We start from the raw sequence: 18,902 nt of genomic DNA, 5'->3' as shown, positions 1-18,902 counted from the left end.
GGACCGCGGGACGCGGTGAGGTCAGGCCTTCACCAGGACGTACGTACCGGAGCCGTCCTGCCTGCCACTGCCGTACTGGCGCAGGGGCTGGCCCTCGGCATGGCGGTCGTGACCGATCATGTAGCCGGTGTACTTGTTCTGGACGCCGATCTTCTCGGAGCCGGGAACATCGCGGTAGATGTAGAACCGCTGAAGGTCGTCCGTCCTGCAGTCGGTCTGCACCAGAGGCGCCCCCTCGTCGGCAGCGCTCTGTTCGGCGATGGCCAGGCACTTGTTGCTTGAGTGATTGACGAAGATCTGCTCGGCGATGCCGTTGGTCTCCGGGCCCTGGCACACCTGCCACTGGTCCAGGTTCAGGCTGAGTACCGTCGAGGGCTTCAGCTGTACGTTGTCGCCTTGCAGGAAGCCGGGCGCGGTCCAGAACAGGGACTGGTCGGACGTGCCGATCTTGTAGTAGCCCGCGGCGCAGGTGAAGCCCGACGGCACACCGGCGGCGATGCGCGGGCCGGCCGTGTCCTGCTCCGCCGCCGTCACCGGCTCGGAGGCCTCGGCTGCCGGTGCGTGCTCGGTCCCGGCGCCAGCGGTACCGCAGTTGAGGAGATCACGGGCCTTGCGCATGATGCTGCTGACCGGCACCGTGTCCTCGCAGCGCACGGCGCCCTCTTCGAGGGTCGTGTAGGTGGTGTAGCTGCCACCGACGGGAGTCTCGACCCACTTCAGGGCGTAGGAGCCGTTGCCCAGGTCGACGCGGCTGCAGTTGAGGCTGCCGTACGTGCCGGTGACCTTCTGCGTGCCCTGGTAGAGGCCGTAGTAGCCGGGCTTCTGGAAGTTCCAGGTGATCGACTTCGAGCTGCTGCTGGTGGAGGTCTGTTTCATCTGCACCTCCAGCTCCACGGAAGCGCCGGCCTTACTGAGGGTTTCCACCTCGAAGCTGCTGTTGATGCCGGTCTTCTCGGTGACCTGCACCTCGATGACCGTCTGGGTGCTGGTTTCGATCGTCTGGGAGCCCAGCGAGCCTTCCGTGACGTACCAGCCCTTGAAGTGGGTGATCGTCGGGGCGACTTCGGTGCTCTTGATGTACGGGTGGCGCTTGCCGAGATCGGCGGAGGTACAGGCCTCGCCGATCTGGGCCTCGGCCACGGTGGCGGTCGCCGCCCCGGCGACGGCCGGTGAGGCGGCGAACCCCAGGGTGGCTATCGCGGAGGCAGCCGCAGCGGTGAAGGCCACGAGGCCTCTGCCCAAGCGGCCGGACGGCTTTGTGCGAAGCATTTTTCATTTCCCCCTTTGGATGGTTCTTGCGCGGGCGGAAACCCTGGCCGGTGATCTGCCCCGCATGATGGTGGTGAGCGTGAGTGAACATAGCGTCACCAGTGACGAAGAAACGATGCCGTAATCGGCCAACGGGATCATGACGGGCGGAATGGCCTGTTCTCCATTGGTGCGCGGGGGTGTTGTCCGAGTTCACGTTGTCGCCGGTGCGCCGGGCGACCGGTGAGACGGCTGGGGGCGGACGGGGCGGGGTGTGGCTGAGTCGGCCAACAGCAGGTCCTCTCAGCCGCCGTCGGTGTGCCGAGTGGAATCACAGCGCCGGTGACGGGGGCTCTTTTTCCTCACCGCAACCCACTCGCCAGCCAATTCCGCACCGCCGTCCAGGGCGAAAGAGACTCACTGTCCGAGTGCGGGAAAGTGGCATGGTTTATTCCGCTGCCGGGGAGCGGAATATCGGATGTATGTCAAAGACTTTGGGGTGGGTGGCTGTCCTTGCCTTTGTGATCTGGAGTGTGTTCGCGGTTCAGTGGATGGACAAAGGGTGCGACCCGGTGCAGGCCTACAAGGCGGTCTTCACGTACGGGACGCCCGAAGGGCTGGAGTTCCTGCCGGCCTGCAACAGCTGAGCGGCGTCACGTTCTGACGCCGCGGGGTAGCGGCGCCTTGGAAGTCATTGCGTTCCGCCCGTTCCGGACACTTCGGCTTCGCTCTCCAGTGGCTTGTACCCTGCACTCATTCGACGATCGGACGATCACGGGGACGGGTGCGCGGGCACGGGGCGGGCGTCCCTGGGCGGGAGCGCGGGGATTTCGATGAGTGACGCACATCCGATACGAAGCCGCGGACCTGGCCTCGCGGCCGGCGCGTGCATCATCGCCGGGGTCGTCCTCGTCGCGATCGGGGCCGTCGGCGCCTGGCTCCAGCGCGACGCTCCCGGCCCGAGTGCGGCGCCGCGTACGGAGTTCACCGCGGACAACCCGCCCGCCGGTCTGCCCGCCGCGCTCACCACCGGCCAGCACCTCCGCTGGTCCCCCTGCACCACCCCGCGCACCGCGCGCACGGGCTACGACTGCGCCGCCATGAAGGCTCCCCTCAACTACCGCAAGCCGGACGGCAGGACGATCGATGTCGCCCTGATCCGCCGCAGGGCCACCGGCCCGAACGCCCGGCGCATCGGCTCGCTCGTTCTCAACTTCGGCGGGCCCGGCGCGTCCGGTGTGAGTGGACTGCCCAAGTTCCTCAACCAGTACAAGCCGCTCCTGGACCGCTACGACCTGGTCTCCTTCGACCCGCGCGGCGTCGGCGCGACCATCCCCGTGCGGTGCGGGAAGACCGCGGACGACACCGGGTACGACGGGGCGGAAGCCTGCGCCGAGCACTCCGGCGCGCTCCTCCCGTACATCGGCACCTCGCACACCGCGCGCGACCTCGACCTGATGCGTTACCTCCTCGGCGACGGCCGGCTGCACTACTTCGGTGTCTCGTACGGAACGGCGCTCGGCGCGGTCTACGCCCATCTCTACCCGTCCCACGTCGGGCGGCTCGTCCTCGAAGCGTCCGTCGATCCGACCGAGGACCTCAATGAGGAGCAGGTGTCGCAGGTCAAGGCGGTCCAGGAGGCGTTCGACCGGTTCGCCGCGCACTGCGCGGCCCGTATCCCCCACTGCCCGACCGGCGACGGCCCCCAGGAGGCCGCGCGACGCATGGCGCGCCTGGCCGGCCGCCTGGAGAAGAAGCCCGCCCCGGCCGGCGGTGGAAGAAGCCTCGACGCCGACGACCTCGCGTACGCCGTCAGCGACCATCTCGACCTCGGCACGGACGGCTGGCCGCCGCTCGCCAAGGCTCTCACCGCGCTGACCGACCGCAACGACGGCCGTCCGCTGAGCGAGGGCGCGGACGGCACCGGCTCCGCCGACCGCGCGGAAGGCCCGCCCGACAGCGGCGTCGCCGCCCGGACCGCGATCACCTGCGCGGACTCCAGCCTGCGCCCCGGCTTCCGGCGTCTCGACAGGGACGAGGCCCGTGTCAGAGCCGCCTCACCTGTGTTCGGCGCCGCCTGGTCCGCCGGGGTCTACCTCTGTTACGACTGGCCGTTCGACGGCGAGAGCCCCACGCTCCAGGTGAACGCGGACGGCGCGGCCCCGGTCCTGGTGGTCGGCGGCACCGGCGACCCGACCACCCCGTACCCCGGCGCCCGCCACATGGCCCGCGCCCTGGGCGACGGTGTCGGCGTGCTCCTGACGGCCGAGGAGGAGGGCCACGGCACATACCCGCGGAACCGCTGCGTCACGGAGACGGTCGACCGCTACCTCCGCACGGGCCGCACACCGGCCCCGGGGACGGTGTGCCGGGGCAGCATGTCCTGAGGACGGTCCGTACGGATCCGCCGCGCGGCCGTCGGCACACCGGCCCGCTCCCCGGGCACGGGCGTTGCCTCGGGGCCCGCTCCCCGGGCACGGGCGTTGTCTCAATGCCTCCGCGCATCGCGTCGTCCCGTCTACGCCTAGGGTCGGGGCATGACCAGCGACGGTGTAGTGGTGGACGAGGCGGTCCGTGCGGCGTGGGACGCCTACCGGGTCCTGGAGAGGCGGACGCCCGCCGAGGAGCGCCGGCTGGCACAGCAGCGGGTGGAGGCCGCGGTGCACTCCGTCGGGCGTGAAGAGGTCTCCCGGGGCACGGTGTTTCTGGTGGGGGTCCTGACCGGGTACCTGATTGCCGGGCCGCCCGGCGGCGGGGACCGGCTCGATCCGCTCAGCGATCTCATTCCCGCGGTGATCCGCCGGCTTCCCTCCTTCGAGTCGGCCGATCCGGAGCAGGTGCCGATGGTCACCGGTGTCCTCATGGCTGCCGCGATGGGCATGGACACCGTGGCCTGGCGCGGCCGGTTCGGGAAGATCCCGCCGGACGAGGCGATGGCCCACGGCTTCGTGCTGTGGCTGCTCGCGGACCTCTTCGACTCCCTGGCCGAGAAGCCCGGGACCATCGACCGGTTGATGCGCGAGACCTTCGCGAGCATGGGCGCCGAGGACCGCTGACGTCGGACAGCCCGGGGGCAGCAAGGGGGTGGGGCGAGGACGTAACGGTGGACCCTGCCCCCGCACGGCCTCCGCATGGTCCCCGCACGGCAACGCCCGACCCCTGTACGGGCGTAGCCGCGCGGGGTGCTCCGGCCCCCGGCCCGCCCGCGTGTTCTCAGGACGCCTGGCGTACGTACACGTCCCTGGCGAAGAACTCCGCCAGCACCGGCGCGATGGCCTGCGGTGCCAGCTCCCGGGCCTGCCCCGTCAGCGTGCGGTGCCTGCCCCGGGGCAGGGCGTCCGCCAGCATCTGGGCCGACGTCCTCGCGGCGGCCGGGCTGAAGCCGCCGCAGACCACGAGGGTCCGTGCCGTCACCGTGGCGAACCTCTCCGCCGGAACAGCGCCGTCGCCCAGGACCGCGTCGTCGTACGCCAAGGTGTGCGCCACGGATTCCAGGGTCCGCCACAGCGGCGCCTTCCGCATCCTGGCGACCGTGTCGGCCGAGACCCCCGCCAGGGAGAGGAACAGCTCCACTGCCCCGCCCCGGTCCCCGGAGGACAGCAGCCGGTGCAGCCGGGCCGTGCGGCCGGCCCCGAGCAGGAGGCTCGCGGCATCCGGCGTGTACGGCGGCTCGTAGACCGCGAGCCCGGCGGCGGGGAGCCCGGCGGCCTGCGCCTCAAGGGCCAGCGCGCCGCCGGTCCCGGCACCGAACACCGAGGGCCGGCCGCCCACCGCCTCCGCGAGCGTGGCCAGGTCCTCGATCTCGCGCTCCACCGCGTACGGCGAACTGTCCCCGCTGGAGCCCCGGCCGCGCCGGTCGTACGTGACGACCTCGAAGTGCGGCGCGAGGAGGCGGGCCAGCGGGGCCTCGGTCACCGCGGTGCCCAGTGCGCCGCTCACCAGAATCAGCGGCGGTCCTTCGCCACGGCGCCGGTACGCGATCAGAGTGCCGTCGCGGGAGAGAATCTTGTCCATGTGGAGGTGGACTGCGGGGCCTCCGGAAACTCATCGCTCAGCGCGAAAACTTTCTGAAGGTTTCTCTTCTCCGCAGCTCGGAGCGGTTGTTGACGTCCGGTCGGGCTTCAGGCGGCCAGGGTCTCGGTGTCGTAGAAACAGAAGTGGTCCTTGATCGCGGCCACTTCGGCCTTCGGCTCCGGGTACGCCCAGACGAGGTCGGCCGCCCCCGGTCGCGACCAGTAGGAGGCGTCTCCTTTGAACGGACAGTGGGTCCGGGTGTCCGACGGCGTCAGCAGTTCCGTACGTACGTCCTCCGGCCGCAGGTAGTAGCGGACCGGGCAGCCCGTCTCGCGCAGCACGAGCGGGCGCCGGCTCTCGGCGAGCAGCACTCCGTCACGGACCACGCGCACATGCTCGGTGCCGGGCTCGACGGTGATGCGGTGTCCTCGGGTGGAAGTCATGTGGTGTACAGCTTCGCGGTCCGTGGGTTTCTTCCCCGGATTCAGCTCTGTCGGTGACGCCCTCTACCGTGGCAGTCATGAAGATCTGCGTTTTTCTCTCCGCTGCCGACCTCGACGACCGCTACACCGTGCCCGCCCGCGAATTCGCCGAGCTGATCGGCCGGGGTGGGCACACCCTGGTCTGGGGCGGTTCGGAGAGCGGGCTGATGAAGGTCGTCGCCGACGGGGTGCAGGAAGCGGGCGGGAAGCTGGTCGGGGTGTCGGTGGACTTCCTGGCCGCGAAGGCGCGGACCAACGCGGACGAGATGGTGATCGCGCGGGACCTCGCCGAGCGCAAGGCGCTGCTTCTGGAGAAGTCCGACGCGATCGTGATCATGGTGGGCGGCACCGGCACGCTCGACGAGGCCACCGAGATCCTGGAGCTCAAGAAGCACGGCAAGCACACCAAGCCGGTCGTGCTGCTCAACACCGCGGGGTTCTACGACGGGCTGCGCCAGCAGTTCCAGCGCATGGAGGACGAGGGCTTCCTGCCGCTCCCGCTGACCGACCTGGTCTTCTTCGCGAAGGACGGCTTCGGTGCCCTCGCCTATCTGGAGGAGGCGGCCGGCCTGCAGTGATGCGCCCGCGGCAGGCGCTGCCGGTGACGTGCTGCCGGTGCGGCGCCGGGTGCGACGATGGGGGCATGTCCACACACCTCATCACCGGTGCCGGTTCCGGCATCGGCGCAGCCGTCGCCCGCCGTCTCACGGAGCGCGGCGACGAGCTCGTCCTGCTGGCCCGCGACGCGGGCCGCGCCAAGGAGCTGGCCGCGCTCCACCCCGGCGCCCGCACGCTCGTCGGCGACCTGTCCAACCCGGACCGGCTCTCCTGGGCCTTCGGCCAGCAGCCGATGCCCGAGCGGATCGACTCGCTGCTGCACATCGCGGGCGTCGTCGAGCTCGGCCGCGTCGGCGAGCTCACCCCCAAGGCCTGGCACGTCCAGCTCAACGCCAACCTCGTCGCCCCGGCCGAGCTGACCCGCCTCCTCCTGCCCCAGCTGCGGGTCGCCCAGGGCCACGTCCTCTTCGTCAACTCCGGCGCCGGGCTCGCCGCCCACGCGGAGTGGAGCGCGTACGCGGCCAGCAAGCACGGGCTGAAGGCACTGGCCGACTCGCTGCGCCACGAGGAGCACGAGAACGGGGTCCGGGTGACGTCCGTGTATCCGGGCCGCACCGCCAGTCCCATGCAGGCCAAGGTCCACCAGCAGGAGGGCAAGGAGTACGACGCCTCGCGCTGGATCGACCCCGAGTCCGTCGCCACCACGATCCTGATGGCGATCGACCTGCCGCGCGACGCCGAGGTCAACGACCTCACGGTGCGCCCCGGCCGCTGACGGACCGGGCCGCGAACCGCCGTAGGCTTCCCACGTGAGCGAGAAGAGCAAGTTCAGCGGTTGCCCGGCCACCGGAATCGGTTCGATGCCCGGAGGCGACGCACGGGAGGCGGCGAAGACCGTCACCGGCTCCTTCGGGGACGGCCAGGGCGTGCCGTATCTGGCGGAACTCCCCGCGCGCGGCCCCGGCGCGGACATGATCGGGCGGTCCATCGGTCTGCTCGTCGAGATGTACGGACATGTCGAGCCCAGCGGCTGGCGCATCAGCGACCGGCCGGGGCGCGACACCCGCCGCGGCCGGTCCTGGCTCGGCGAGGACCTCGACGCCCTGGAGGAGTTCACCCAGGGGTACGAGGGCCCGCTCAAGGTGCAGGCCGTCGGGCCGTGGACGCTGGCCGCCGCACTCGAACGCCGCAGCGGCGAGGCCGTCCTCGGCGACCCCGGCGCCTGCCGCGACCTGGCCGGCTCGCTCGCGGAGGGGCTGCGCGACCACCTCGCCGAGGTGCGGCGCCGGATGCCCGGCGCGCGCGTGATCCTCCAGCTCGACGAACCGTCACTGACCGGGGTCCTGCTCGGGCGGATCCGCACGGCGAGCGGCTACCGCACCTACCGGGCCGTGGACCGCCAGGTGGTCGAGGACACCCTGCGCGATGTACTGGGTGCGGCGGGCGAAGCCGCCACCGTCGTGCACACCTGCGCCCCCGACGTGCCGTTCGCCCTGCTGCGCCGGGCCGGGACCGACGGGATCTCGTTCGACTTCTCGCTGCTCACCGAGCGTGAGGAGGAGGCGATCGGGGAAGCGGTCGAGGGCGGCACCCAGTTGTTCCTCGGGGTGGTGCCGGGCACCGACCCGGCCTCGGGCGGATTGTCCGACCCGGGCGGTAGCGTCATGGGTGTCAGGACGCTGTGGCGCAGGCTGGGGCTGAATCCGGGGACTCTCACCGAGTCCGTGGCGGTCACCCCCTCGTGCGGTCTCGCGGGTGCCTCGCCCGCGTACGCCCGTGCCGCGCTCGCCCACTGCGCCCGGGCCGCGAAATCGCTCGCAGACAACCCTGAGTAACGGGGTACTGGGCAACGGGAGGACGGGACGATGGCCGGCGAACAGCAGACGTCACTGCCAGGCGAACAGGAGACGGCCGTGCCGGCACAGGCGCGGGAGCGGCACGCGCTCCTGGCCGAGCAGGTCGAGGAGCACCGCTTCCGCTATTACGTGAAGGACCAGCCGGTCGTCAGCGACGCGGAGTTCGACCGGCTGATGCGTGAGCTGGAGGCCCTGGAGGACTCACACCCGCAGCTGCGCACGCCCGACTCGCCCACCCAGAAGGTCGCGGGGCCGTACCGGACGCAGTTCACCTCCGTCGAGCACCGCGAACGGATGCTGTCGCTGGACAACGCCTTCGACGACGAGGAGCTCGCCGCCTGGGGCGAGCGGATCGCCCGGGACGTGGGCGCCACCGGCTACCACTTCCTGTGCGAGCTCAAGATCGACGGCCTCGCGGTCAACCTCACCTACGAGAACGGGCTGCTGACCCGGGCCGCGACCCGGGGCGACGGCCGCACCGGCGAGGACATCACACCCAATGTCCGTACGATCGCGGAGATTCCGCACCGGCTGAAGGGCGACCGGATCCCGGCGCTCGTCGAGGTCCGCGGCGAGGTCTTCTTCCCGATGGACGCCTTCGAGGAGCTGAACGCCCGGCTGGTGGAGGCGGACGACAAGCCCTTCGCCAACCCGCGCAACGCGGCGGCCGGTTCACTGCGCCAGAAGGACCCCAAGGTCACCGCCACCCGCCCGCTGCACATGGTGGTCCATGGCATCGGTGCCCGTGAGGGCTTCGACATCGACTGCCTCTCGCACGCCTACGAGCTGCTCCACGAGTGGGGTCTGCCCACCGCCAAGTACAACAAGGTGGTGGACTCCCTCGCCGGGGTGCGGGAGTTCATCGCGTACTTCGGCGAGCACCGGCACTCCGTGGAGCACGAGATCGACGGAGTCGTCGTCAAGCTCGACGAGATCCCGCTCCAGGGCCGGCTCGGCTCCACCTCCCGCGCGCCGCGCTGGGCGATCGCCTGGAAGTACGCGCCGGAGGAGGTCAACACCAAGCTCGTCAACATCCGGGTCGGCGTCGGCCGGACCGGACGCGTCACCCCGTACGCGCAGGTGGAGCCGGTCGAGGTGGCGGGGTCCGAGGTCGAGTTCGCGACTCTGCACAACCAGAACGTGGTCCGTGCGAAGGGCGTCCTGATCGGCGACACCGTCGTGCTCCGCAAGGCCGGCGACGTGATCCCGGAGATCCTCGGCCCGGTCGCCGACCTCCGCGACGGCACCGAGCGGGCGTTCGTCATGCCCACCCACTGCCCCGAGTGCGGGACGGAACTGCGGCCGATGAAGGAGGCCGACATCGACGTCCGGTGCCCCAACGCCCGCTCGTGCCCGGCGCAGCTGCGGGAGCGGGTCGCCTATCTGGCGGGCCGCAAGTGCCTGGACATCGACCACTTCGGATACGTCGCCGCCGCGGCCCTCACCCGGCCGCTGGAGCCCGCCGATCCGCCGCTCCGGGACGAGGGCGATCTCTTCGGGCTGACCGTGGAGCAGCTGCTGCCCATCCGCGCCTACGTCCTCGACATGGACAGCGGGCTGCCGAAGCGGGACCCGAAGACCGGGGAGGAGAAGATCGCGACGGTCTTCGCCAACCAGCAGGGCGAACCGAAGAAGAACGCCCTCGCCATGCTGGACGCCATCGCCGCGGCCAAGGAAGCACCGCTGGCCCGGATCCTCACCGGGCTCTCCATCCGCCACGTCGGGCCGGTCGCGGCCCAGGAGCTGGCCCGCCAGTTCAGGTCCATCGACCGGATCGACGAGGCCACCGAGCAGGAGCTGTCCGACGCGGACGGGGTCGGACCGATCATCGCCGCCTCGGTCAAGCACTGGTTCGCCGAGGAGTGGCACCGCGAGATCCTGCGCAAATGGCGGGAGGCCGGGGTCCGGATGGAGGACGAGGGCGCCGGTGAGGAGGAAGGGCCGAGGCCGCTCGAAGGACTCACCGTCGTGGTCACCGGCACTCTGACCGGGCACACCAGGGACGGCGCGAAGGACGCCCTCCAGAGCCGTGGGGCAAAGGTCACCGGCTCCGTCTCGAAGAAGACGTCCTTCGTGGTGGTCGGCGACAACCCCGGATCGAAGTACGACAAGGCGATGCAGCTGAAGGTGCCCGTGCTGGACGAGGACGGCTTCGCGGTGCTGCTCGAACAGGGGCCCGACGCCGCGCGCGAAGCCGCGGTTCCGGCCGAGGAGCAGTAGGGCGGCGGACACCGGCATGCCGGAGGGTGAAGGGGAGGTGACGCGCCGTCGGTTCGGCGTCGGTTCACCCGACCGGCGCACGGCGGATGCTGACGAGCGGTTGGTTCGCATTCGGGCAAGAGCTGTAGACCGCTGCCCCTGGGAGCCTTGTGCGGCCTACTGTGGAGAGACGCGCCCGCGGTGCCCGGCCATCGGGCGGAACCGGGGCGTGGTGGCACGGAACGGAACCATCGGGTGACATCGGCACCGCCGGCTGTGAGAGGGACGGAATGAAACCGACCGAGAACGCCGCACCGGTGTCGCGGCTGCAAGGTTTCGTCGGCCCCATGCCCCAAGTGGGTGCCGTCGTCGTGGCCCTCGCCACGGTCCAGCTCGCGACCGGTTTCTACCGGAGCATGAGCAGTGGACACGCCCTCTTCCCGGACGGGCGCGCCGGCTGGTCGCTCGCCGTCCTCACCGGGATAGTCGTCGGGCATCTGGTCGCGCTCGGCCGCGACCGCTGGTGGGGCGGCACCGGCTCCGGCGCCGCCCTCACCCTCGCCGTGCTGCTCCTCTACGGCTGGGTGCCCGCGGGCCTGGTCAGCCTCGTCGTGGTCGTCCTCGTCGGTGTGGCCCGGCGCCACCGCTGGTGGCAGGGGCTGCTGCACGGGTCGGTGGACATCCTGGGGGTGGGCGCGGCGGCGCTGGTCCTGGCGGCGTTCGGCGAGGTGCAGACCGTCGAGTCGCCCTGGCAGCCACTCGACTGGGGCATCGAAGCGGTCCCGGAAGTCCTTCTCGCGGCCTCGACGTATCTCCTCGTCACCCGGGTCCTGTTGTGGTACGCCAGGTCCCCGCAGAGCGGCGGGCTGCCGACGGTCGCCCGCACCGCGCTGCTGCGGCAGGGGCTCGTCGCCGTCGCGCTTCTCGGTATCGCCCCGCTGATCTGTGTCGTCGCGATGGCCATGCCGGTTCTGCTGCCTCTCTTCGCGGTCCCGCTGATCGCGCTGGACTCCACGCTCTGGATCGCCCGGGCCAGGGCGGAGGAGCAGCTGAGGGACCCGCTCACCGGCCTGCCGAACCGGCAGTGGCTGCTGGAGCGGACCTGGACGGCGCTGGAGGAGGCCGAGAGTCTCGGCAGCCGGGCCGGCCTCGTCCTGATCGACCTGGACCGCTTCCGGGCGGTCAACGACACCCTCGGTCACCTCGCCGGTGACCGGCTGCTGCTGCAGATAGCGGACCGGCTGCGGCTCGCCCTGCCGCGCGGCGCGGAGGCGGCCAGGCTCGGCGGCGACGAGTTCGCCGTCCTGCTGCCGACCGCGGATTCCGCCACCAGCGCCCAGCGCGTCGCCCGCCATCTGGTGGCCGAGCTCTCCTCGCCACTGGACCTCGACGGGCTCACGCTGGTGCTGGAGGCCAGCGCCGGTGTCGCTGTCTACCCCGACCACGCGATGGACGCGGAGGGGCTGCTCCGGCGTGCGGACGTGGCGATGTACCAGGCCAAACGCGACCGGACGGGCGTGGAGGTGTACGAGTCGAAGCGTGACAGCAACACCCCGGACCGGCTCGGCCTCCTCGGTGATCTGCGGCGCGCTCTGGACGCCGGCGAGGTGGAGCTGCACTACCAGCCGAAGGTCCGGTTCGACGGTCAGGTGGCGGGCCTGGAGGCGCTGGTCCGCTGGGTGCATCCGGAGCGGGGACGGGTCCCCCCGGACGAGTTCATCGCCATCGCCGAATCGTCCGGGCTGATGCCGCATCTCACGGAGTACGTCCTGGAGACGGCGCTGGCCCAGGTGGCCCGGTGGCGGGCGCAGGGGCTCTTCGTCCCCGTCGCGGTCAATGTGTCCCCGCGCGATGTGCACACCCCGGGGTTCGCGGGCGGGGTCGCGGCCCGGCTGGCCCGGCACGGCGTCCCGGCCGGCGCCCTGCAGCTGGAGATAACGGAACACGTGCTGCTGGAGGATCCGCAGCGGGCCGCGGACACGCTGGCCGGGCTGACCGGGCACGGCGTGAAGATGTCCCTGGACGACTTCGGTACGGGGTACTCCTCGCTGGTCCATCTGCGCCGCCTGCCGGTCAGCGAGCTCAAGATCGACCGTTCGTTCGTGGCCCGGCTCGCCATCGACCACGAGGACGCGGAGATCGTCCGCTGCACGATCGACCTGGCCCACTCGCTCGGCCTGCTGGTGGTCGCCGAGGGCGTCGAGGACGACGAGACCTGGGAGCGGCTGCGGGACCTGCGCTGCGACGCGGTGCAGGGATGGCTGGTTGCGGCCGCGATGCCGCCGCAGGAGACGACTGCGTGGCTGCGTGCACGCGGCGAGCACGGCTGGCGGCGGCCGGCGGAGCTGGCGGCGGCCGCGGCGGCGGCCGCCGCGGCGGCGGGTGTGGCCGCCTCGGCGACGCCCGAACCGGAGCAGCGGCCGTCCGGGCGGGCGGTCGACTCGCGGCCCGCGACGACATAGGGCGGGAGCGGGCATCGGGGAGCCGGGCTGCGGTGAGGTGACCGGAGGCGCCCGGCGGCCGCTTCGTACCTGAGGCCCGGACGGACCGAACAGGCCGGACGAGCCGAATGCACCGAACGGGCCGGACGCCGCCCGGTGGCGGCGTTGTCCGTGAGTGTCCGGACGGGACCGGCCGGGGCCCGTGCTCCGCTCTGCCGAGCGGGTGTTCGAGCGGGTGTTTCGCGGGTGGCCGTAGCCGGTGCGGGCGACCCCATAGGATTGGGGCCGGCGGCACATTCCCATCTGCCGCGCGAGACCTGGCCCGCACGCTCGCCGCGTTGCCGAAACGTCCACGTGGCTCCGTCACGAGGGCGCTCCGGCGCCTTGCGATCGTACGCACCGGACTCCGCGCGGCCCGTCCTTCGGACGGACGGCGGGAGTGCGCCACCGGCCCGGCCAGAACCACACACCAACCCCTGAGGATCGCCGCATGCCTGGCATCACGCGCGAGGAGGTCGCCCACCTCGCCCGGCTGGCACGTCTGGAGCTGAAGGGCGAAGAGCTCGATCACTTCGCCGGTCAGCTCGACGACATCATCGGCGCGGTCGCCCGCGTCTCCGAGGTCGCCGACCAAGACGTACCGCCGACCTCCCACCCGCTGCCGCTGACGAACGTCATGCGGGCGGACGAGGTCCGTCCGTCGCTCACCCCCGCGCAGGCGCTCTCCGGCGCCCCGGCCCAGGAGCAGCAGCGTTTCAAGGTGCCGCAGATCCTGGGGGAGGACTAAAAGTCATGACGGACATCAGCACCATCATCAAGCTCACCGCCGCCGAGATCGCCGCGAAGATCGCTTCGGGTGAACTCACGGCCGTCGAGGTCACCGAGGCCCACCTGGCCCGGATCGAGGCCGTCGACGAGAAGGTCCACGCCTTCCTGCACATCGACCGCGAGGGCGCGCTCGCGCAGGCCCGCGCCGTCGACGCCAAGAAGGCGGCCGGTGAGAAGCTCGGCCCGCTGGCCGGCGTCCCGCTCGCGCTGAAGGACATCTTCACCACCGAGGACATGCCGACCACCGTCGGTTCGAAGATCCTCGAAGGCTGGGTCCCGCCGTACGACGCGACCGTCACCAAGCGGCTGAAGGCCGCCGACGTCGTCATTCTCGGCAAGACCAACATGGACGAGTTCGCCATGGGGTCCTCCACCGAGAACAGCGCCTACGGCCCGACCGGCAACCCGTGGGACCTCACCCGCATCCCGGGCGGCTCCGGGGGCGGCTCCTCGGCGGCCCTCGCGTCGTTCGAGGCCCCGCTCGCCATCGGCACGGACACCGGCGGCTCCATCCGCCAGCCCGCAGCCGTCACCGGCACCGTCGGCGTCAAGCCCACCTACGGCGGCGTCTCCCGCTACGGCATGGTGGCCTTCTCCTCCTCCCTGGACCAGGGCGGGCCCTGCGCCCGTACGGTCCTGGACGCGGCCCTGCTGCACGAGGCCATCGCCGGACACGACCCGCTCGACTCGACCTCCATCGACGCCCCGGTCCCGCCGGTCGTCGAGGCCGCGCGCAACGGTTCCGTGCAGGGCATGCGCGTCGGCGTCGTGAAGCAGTTCTCGGGCGAGGGCTACCAGGCCGGCGTCGTCCAGCGCTTCAACGAGTCGGTCGAGCTGCTGAAGTCGCTCGGTGCCACCGTCGTCGAGCTGGACTGCCCGTCCTTCGACCTCGGCCTTTCGGCGTACTACCTCATCGCGCCGTCCGAGTGCTCCTCGAACCTCGCCCGCTTCGACGCCATGCGCTACGGCCTGCGGGTCGGCGACGACGGCACGAGGTCCGCCGAGGACGTCACCGCGCTGACCCGTGAGGCCGGCTTCGGCGACGAGGTCAAGCGCCGCATCATCCTCGGTACGTACGCGCTGAGCTCCGGCTACTACGACGCGTACTACGGCTCGGCGCAGAAGGTCCGCACGCTGATCACGCGCGACTTCGAGAAGGCCTTCGAGCAGGTCGACGTCATCGTCTCCCCGACGACGCCCACCACGGCCTTCCCGATCGGCGAGCGCGCCGACGACCCGATGGCGATGTACCTCGCGGACCTGTGCACCATTCCGACCAACCTGGCCGGCAACGCCGCGATGTCGCTGCCCTGCGGTCTGGCGCCGGAGGACGGCCTGCCGGTCGGGCTGCAGATCATTGCTCCCGCCATGAAGGACGACCGGCTGTACAAGGTCGGAGCCGCCGTCGAGGCCGCCTTCGTGGAAAGGTGGGGGCACCCGCTGCTTGAGGAGGCTCCGTCGCTATGAGTGCCATGGCTAAGAAGGCCAAGAACTTCAAGAAGTCCAAGACCGGCGCGTACGTGTCCATGGGCACCACTGCCTTCGGCGCGCTCAGCGTCATCAAGCAGGCGAAGATGGCCCGCCAGGACAACGACACACTGCGGCTGATCGACGCCGCCGTATCCGCTGCCGCGATCGTGACCGGACTCGCGATCCTGTACCGCGAGCTCAAGCGTCTCGGCGACGACGACGTCCTGCTGGGCTGAGAGGGAAAGTTTCAGTGACTGTCATTGACCTGGAGTCGTACGAGGACGCCCTCGCGACGTACGACCCCGTCATGGGCCTCGAAGTCCATGTCGAGCTCGGCACCAAGACCAAGATGTTCTGCGGCTGCTCCACCGAGCTCAAGCAGGACGCCAACTCGCAGACCTGTCCGGTCTGTCTCGGGCTGCCCGGCGCGCTGCCGGTCGTGAACGAGATCGGCGTCGAGTCCGCCATCAAGATCGGCCTCGCGCTGAACTGCGAGATCGCCGAGTGGTGCCGCTTCGCCCGGAAGAACTACTTCTATCCGGACATGCCGAAGAACTTCCAGACCTCCCAGTACGACGAGCCGATCGCCTTCGACGGCTATCTGGACGTCCAGCTGGAGGACGGGGAGATCTTCCGGGTGCAGATCGAGCGCGCCCACATGGAGGAGGACACCGGCAAGTCGACGCACGTCGGCGGTGCCACCGGCCGCATCCACGGCGCGTCCCACTCCCTGCTCGACTACAACCGCGCGGGCATCCCGCTCATCGAGATCGTCACCAAGCCGATCGAGGGAGCGGGCGCACGCGCCCCCGAGGTCGCCAAGGCGTACGTCGCCGAGCTCCGCGAGCTCATCAAGGCGCTCGGCGTCTCGGAGGCCCGCATGGAGATGGGCCAGATGCGCTGCGACGTGAACCTGTCGCTGCGCCCCAACGGCACCGAGAAGTTCGGTACCCGCTCCGAGACGAAGAACGTCAACTCCCTGCGTTCCGTCGAGCGCGCCGCGCGCTTCGAGATCCAGCGCCACGCCGCGGTGCTGAACTCGGGCGGCACGATCGTGCAGGAGACCCGGCACTTCCACGAGGAGGACGGCTCCACCACGGCCGGCCGCATCAAGGACAACGCCGAGGACTACCGCTACTTCCCCGAGCCCGACCTGGTGCCGGTCGCCCCGGCCCGCGAGTGGGTCGAGGAGCTGCGCAAGGCGCTTCCCGAGCTGCCCCGGCTGCGCCGCGCCCGGCTCAAGGAGGAGTGGGGTGTCTCCGAGCACGACATGCAGTCCATCCTCAACGCGGGCGCGGTCGACCTGATCGTGGCCACGACCGAGGCGGGCGCCCCGTCGGACCAGGCCCGCAAGTGGTGGATGGGCGAGCTCGCCCGTAACGCCAACGAGACCGGCCGAGGCCTCGACGAGCTGGGTGTCACCCCCGCGCAGGTCGCCAGGGTCGCCGGACTCGTCACTTCCGGCGACCTCAACGACAAGCTCGCCCGTCAGGTCCTGGAGGGTGTCCTCGCGGGTGAGGGCGACCCGGACACCGTCGTCGAGAAGCGCGGTCTGAAGGTCGTCTCGGACGAGGGTGCGCTGTCCGCGGCCGTGGACGAGGCCATCGCGGGCAACGCCGCCATCGCGGACAAGATCCGCGGCGGCAAGGTGGCCGCCGCCGGTGCGCTCGTCGGCGCCGTCATGAAGGCCACCCGTGGCCAGGCGGACGCGGCCCGGGTGCGCGAGCTGATCCTGGAGAAGCTCGGCGTCGAGGGCTGAGCCCTTCCGTACACCGCACGTCCGCGAAGGGGCGGTGCATCCGGCTTCTGCCGGATGCACCGCCCCTTTCGTCGCGCTCGCTCCCCGAGCGGGCGCTACCGCTTGAGCAGCGGAGTGCCGAGCACGACCTTGGCCTCGTTGCAGTCCTCGTCCACCCTGATGCGCAGCCGGAGCGCGTTCTCCACCTTCAGCGACAGCTTCTGGGGCTTGCCCACTTCGAGCCCGCCCACCCAGAGCGTGGTGTCGTCCACCTTGATGGTCATCCGCCCTGTTTCGTAGACCGAGTTGTCCTCGATTCCGACGGTCACATCGAACTTCTTCCAGGCGCGGGAGAGGTTGAACTCCATGTACGGCGCGTCGTTGCAGTCGGGCGTCGCCAGGAAGGCGTCGTTGTGCAGCCGCGTGTTGAGCATGGCGGAACCGACCGTGAAGTACTCCGGCTCGGCCAAGGGGTTCATGGTGGTCAGGGCGACCTCCGAGGCGTCCTCCACGGAGCCGGGGTCCGTGGCCGACGGCGACGGGTCGACGGCCTCGTCACCGCCGGTCCCCGGATCCGCCGACGCGGAATCCTCGTCGGTGGCCGAAGCGGTGTCCGAAGGCGACTCCGCGGTGTCCGAGGGGGACTGCCCGGCGGCGGTGTCCGTCTTCTTGCCGTCCTTGTCGTCGTTCTGAAGCGCCTTGACGCCGATCGCGCCCAGTGCACCGGCGAGCAGTACGGCCACGACGGGGAGCAGCACCTTCAGCAGCCGGCGCTTCTTCCTGGGTGACGCGGCGGGCGGAGCGGACTCCCGGGAGTGCAGCGTGGCAGGAGGCTGCTGATCGTGCCCGAGCGGGAGCCGTCCCGTTTCCCGCGGAGGCGTCGCGGGCAGTGCGGCGGTCTCCGGCCCCGGGTTCACCGTGGTGGGCATGGCCACCCCCGGGTCGCCGGAGGCGGTGATCGGCGGCGGGAAGGACGGCTGCGAGGCCGGCGTCCCGGACGGCGGTGCGGGGGTGCCGGGCGGCAGCAGAGGCGGCGGCGGCACGGCTGCGGGCGCGACGGTGGGTGCGACGGTGGGCGGGGTGTCCCGTACGGACTCCGCACCCCGCGACGAGGAGCCGGTGACCGTGGTCGACACGACGGCCGAGCGCACGTCCTTCACCCACGCGGACAGGCTCTCCGGCCTGTTGTCCGGTTCGGCCGCGCAGATCGACAGAATGCGCTCGCAGCGCTCCGGAGCCGCGGCGGCCACCTGGGGGAGCGCACGGAGGGCGGCGCGCAGCTGCTCGGGGGTGCTGGGCGGGGCCTGGCCGCTGAGCAGGAAGTAGGCGATCGCGCCGAACGCGTACCGGTCGGTGTTCGGCGTCCGCTTGCCCTCGAAGACCTCGGGAGCGGCGTAACCGGGGGTGAACCAGACCTCCGCCGTCTGGTGGTCCGCGGTCAGCTTGCTCAGCCCGAAGTCCACGAGCGTGGCCTGGCCGTGCGCGTCGACCATGACATTGCCGGGGGACAGGTCGCCGTGGACGACGGTGCGCCCGGACGGTGTCGCGCGGCCCGAGTGCAGCCAGTCCAGCACGTCCGCGAGCTGTTCGAGTGTCCGCAGCACCTCGCGGCGCTCAGCGTGGGAGGCGAGGGTCCGCTCGGCACGCCAGTCCCGGAGGTCGAGACCGTCCACATGGTTCATCACCAGGATCAGGGCCCGCCCGGCAGCGGTGGAGGCGTCCCCGATGCTGTGGATCGGCGGCCCCTCGAAGTGCTCGCGCACCCCCACGACACCGGGACGGCTCACGAACCGCAGCAGCTCCGCCTGCTCCCGCCACTTCGAGCTGAGCCGCTGGAACTGCTCGATGGTGATCGTGGTCTTGGAGTCCAGGACCTTCACGACCACGGTCTCGGGTGCCCCGTCGAGCTCGATCTCCGCCCGGTAGAGGACAGCCTCGCCGCCCCGGCCGATGGAATTGAGCAGGCGGTATCTGTCCGGAGCGGAATCCGGCCCGATGTGGTGCGACGCACTGTTCAACTGATCCCCCCAGGCACGGTAATTGACGGTTCATAAGATAGCTGGGACCG

Annotated in this window: 15 protein-coding genes; 11 read left to right on the top strand and 4 right to left on the bottom strand. The window is 70.9% G+C overall.

Features of this window, described 5'->3' with window-relative positions; genetic code table 11:
* Positions 1 to 21 precede the first annotated feature (21 nt).
* Positions 22 to 1,269, bottom strand: a complete 1,248-nt coding sequence (locus ACZ4LX_RS27075; protein ID WP_467649695.1) for an RICIN domain-containing protein — start codon at positions 1,267 to 1,269, stop codon at positions 22 to 24.
* Between the two features lie 812 nt (positions 1,270 to 2,081).
* On the opposite strand from ACZ4LX_RS27075, the gene ACZ4LX_RS27070 reads away from it, so the two are divergent.
* Together ACZ4LX_RS27070 and ACZ4LX_RS27065 are read left to right on the top strand one after the other, a co-directional pair.
* A complete protein-coding gene (locus ACZ4LX_RS27070) occupies positions 2,082 to 3,635 on the top strand; it encodes an alpha/beta hydrolase (RefSeq protein WP_467649694.1) in 1,554 nt (517 codons plus the stop codon).
* 150 nt (positions 3,636 to 3,785) lie between these two features.
* Positions 3,786 to 4,304: a hypothetical protein gene (locus tag ACZ4LX_RS27065; RefSeq protein WP_467649693.1), complete on the top strand. Its 519-nt coding sequence runs from the start codon at positions 3,786 to 3,788 to the stop codon at positions 4,302 to 4,304.
* A 157-nt stretch (positions 4,305 to 4,461) separates the two neighbouring features.
* On the opposite strand, the gene ACZ4LX_RS27060 is transcribed toward ACZ4LX_RS27065, so the two are convergent.
* Both ACZ4LX_RS27060 and ACZ4LX_RS27055 read right to left on the bottom strand, forming a co-directional pair.
* Positions 4,462 to 5,262: an alpha/beta fold hydrolase gene (locus ACZ4LX_RS27060; RefSeq protein WP_467649692.1), complete on the bottom strand. Its 801-nt coding sequence runs from the start codon at positions 5,260 to 5,262 to the stop codon at positions 4,462 to 4,464.
* 107 nt (positions 5,263 to 5,369) lie between these two features.
* On the bottom strand, positions 5,370 to 5,705 hold the full coding sequence (locus ACZ4LX_RS27055) for a DUF427 domain-containing protein (protein ID WP_467649691.1): 336 nt from the start codon (positions 5,703 to 5,705) through the stop codon (positions 5,370 to 5,372).
* A gap of 77 nt (positions 5,706 to 5,782) precedes the next feature.
* Between ACZ4LX_RS27055 and ACZ4LX_RS27050 the strand changes: the two genes are divergently transcribed.
* From ACZ4LX_RS27050 to gatB, 9 genes are all read left to right on the top strand, one after another.
* On the top strand, positions 5,783 to 6,322 hold the full coding sequence (locus ACZ4LX_RS27050) for an LOG family protein (RefSeq protein ID WP_467649690.1): 540 nt from the start codon (positions 5,783 to 5,785) through the stop codon (positions 6,320 to 6,322).
* A 65-nt stretch (positions 6,323 to 6,387) separates the two neighbouring features.
* On the top strand, positions 6,388 to 7,077 hold the full coding sequence (locus ACZ4LX_RS27045) for an SDR family oxidoreductase (RefSeq protein ID WP_467649689.1): 690 nt from the start codon (positions 6,388 to 6,390) through the stop codon (positions 7,075 to 7,077).
* A gap of 34 nt (positions 7,078 to 7,111) precedes the next feature.
* Entirely contained in the window at positions 7,112 to 8,137 is a 1,026-nt protein-coding gene (locus ACZ4LX_RS27040; RefSeq protein ID WP_467649688.1) for a methionine synthase, read from the top strand.
* Between the two features lie 30 nt (positions 8,138 to 8,167).
* Complete coding sequence (gene ligA / locus ACZ4LX_RS27035) at positions 8,168 to 10,378, top strand: NAD-dependent DNA ligase LigA (RefSeq protein WP_467649687.1); 2,211 nt, start codon at positions 8,168 to 8,170, stop codon at positions 10,376 to 10,378.
* Between the two features lie 269 nt (positions 10,379 to 10,647).
* On the top strand, positions 10,648 to 12,819 hold the full coding sequence (locus ACZ4LX_RS27030; protein ID WP_467649686.1) for a putative bifunctional diguanylate cyclase/phosphodiesterase: 2,172 nt from the start codon (positions 10,648 to 10,650) through the stop codon (positions 12,817 to 12,819).
* Between the two features lie 469 nt (positions 12,820 to 13,288).
* Entirely contained in the window at positions 13,289 to 13,585 is a 297-nt protein-coding gene (gatC, locus tag ACZ4LX_RS27025; RefSeq protein ID WP_003966094.1) for an Asp-tRNA(Asn)/Glu-tRNA(Gln) amidotransferase subunit GatC, read from the top strand.
* A gap of 5 nt (positions 13,586 to 13,590) precedes the next feature.
* Complete coding sequence (gatA, locus tag ACZ4LX_RS27020) at positions 13,591 to 15,093, top strand: Asp-tRNA(Asn)/Glu-tRNA(Gln) amidotransferase subunit GatA (RefSeq protein WP_399308335.1); 1,503 nt, start codon at positions 13,591 to 13,593, stop codon at positions 15,091 to 15,093.
* Positions 15,090 to 15,332 (top strand): hypothetical protein, encoded by a 243-nt coding sequence (locus ACZ4LX_RS27015; RefSeq protein ID WP_467649685.1) that lies wholly within the window; start codon positions 15,090 to 15,092, stop codon positions 15,330 to 15,332. The genes gatA and ACZ4LX_RS27015 overlap by 4 nt, the downstream gene beginning before the upstream one ends.
* Positions 15,333 to 15,346: 14 nt before the next feature.
* Entirely contained in the window at positions 15,347 to 16,855 is a 1,509-nt protein-coding gene (gene gatB, locus ACZ4LX_RS27010) for an Asp-tRNA(Asn)/Glu-tRNA(Gln) amidotransferase subunit GatB (RefSeq protein ID WP_467649684.1), read from the top strand.
* A gap of 95 nt (positions 16,856 to 16,950) precedes the next feature.
* On the opposite strand, the gene ACZ4LX_RS27005 is transcribed toward gatB, so the two are convergent.
* Positions 16,951 to 18,852, bottom strand: a complete 1,902-nt coding sequence (locus ACZ4LX_RS27005) for a protein kinase domain-containing protein (RefSeq protein ID WP_467649683.1) — start codon at positions 18,850 to 18,852, stop codon at positions 16,951 to 16,953.
* Between the last annotated feature and the right edge of the window lie 50 nt (positions 18,853 to 18,902).

The sequence above is a fragment of the Streptomyces sp. NPDC026062 genome (genome assembly GCF_055568375.1).
Note: the sequence above shows the minus strand (reverse complement) of the source record. Positions and strands in the feature narration are given on the sequence as shown.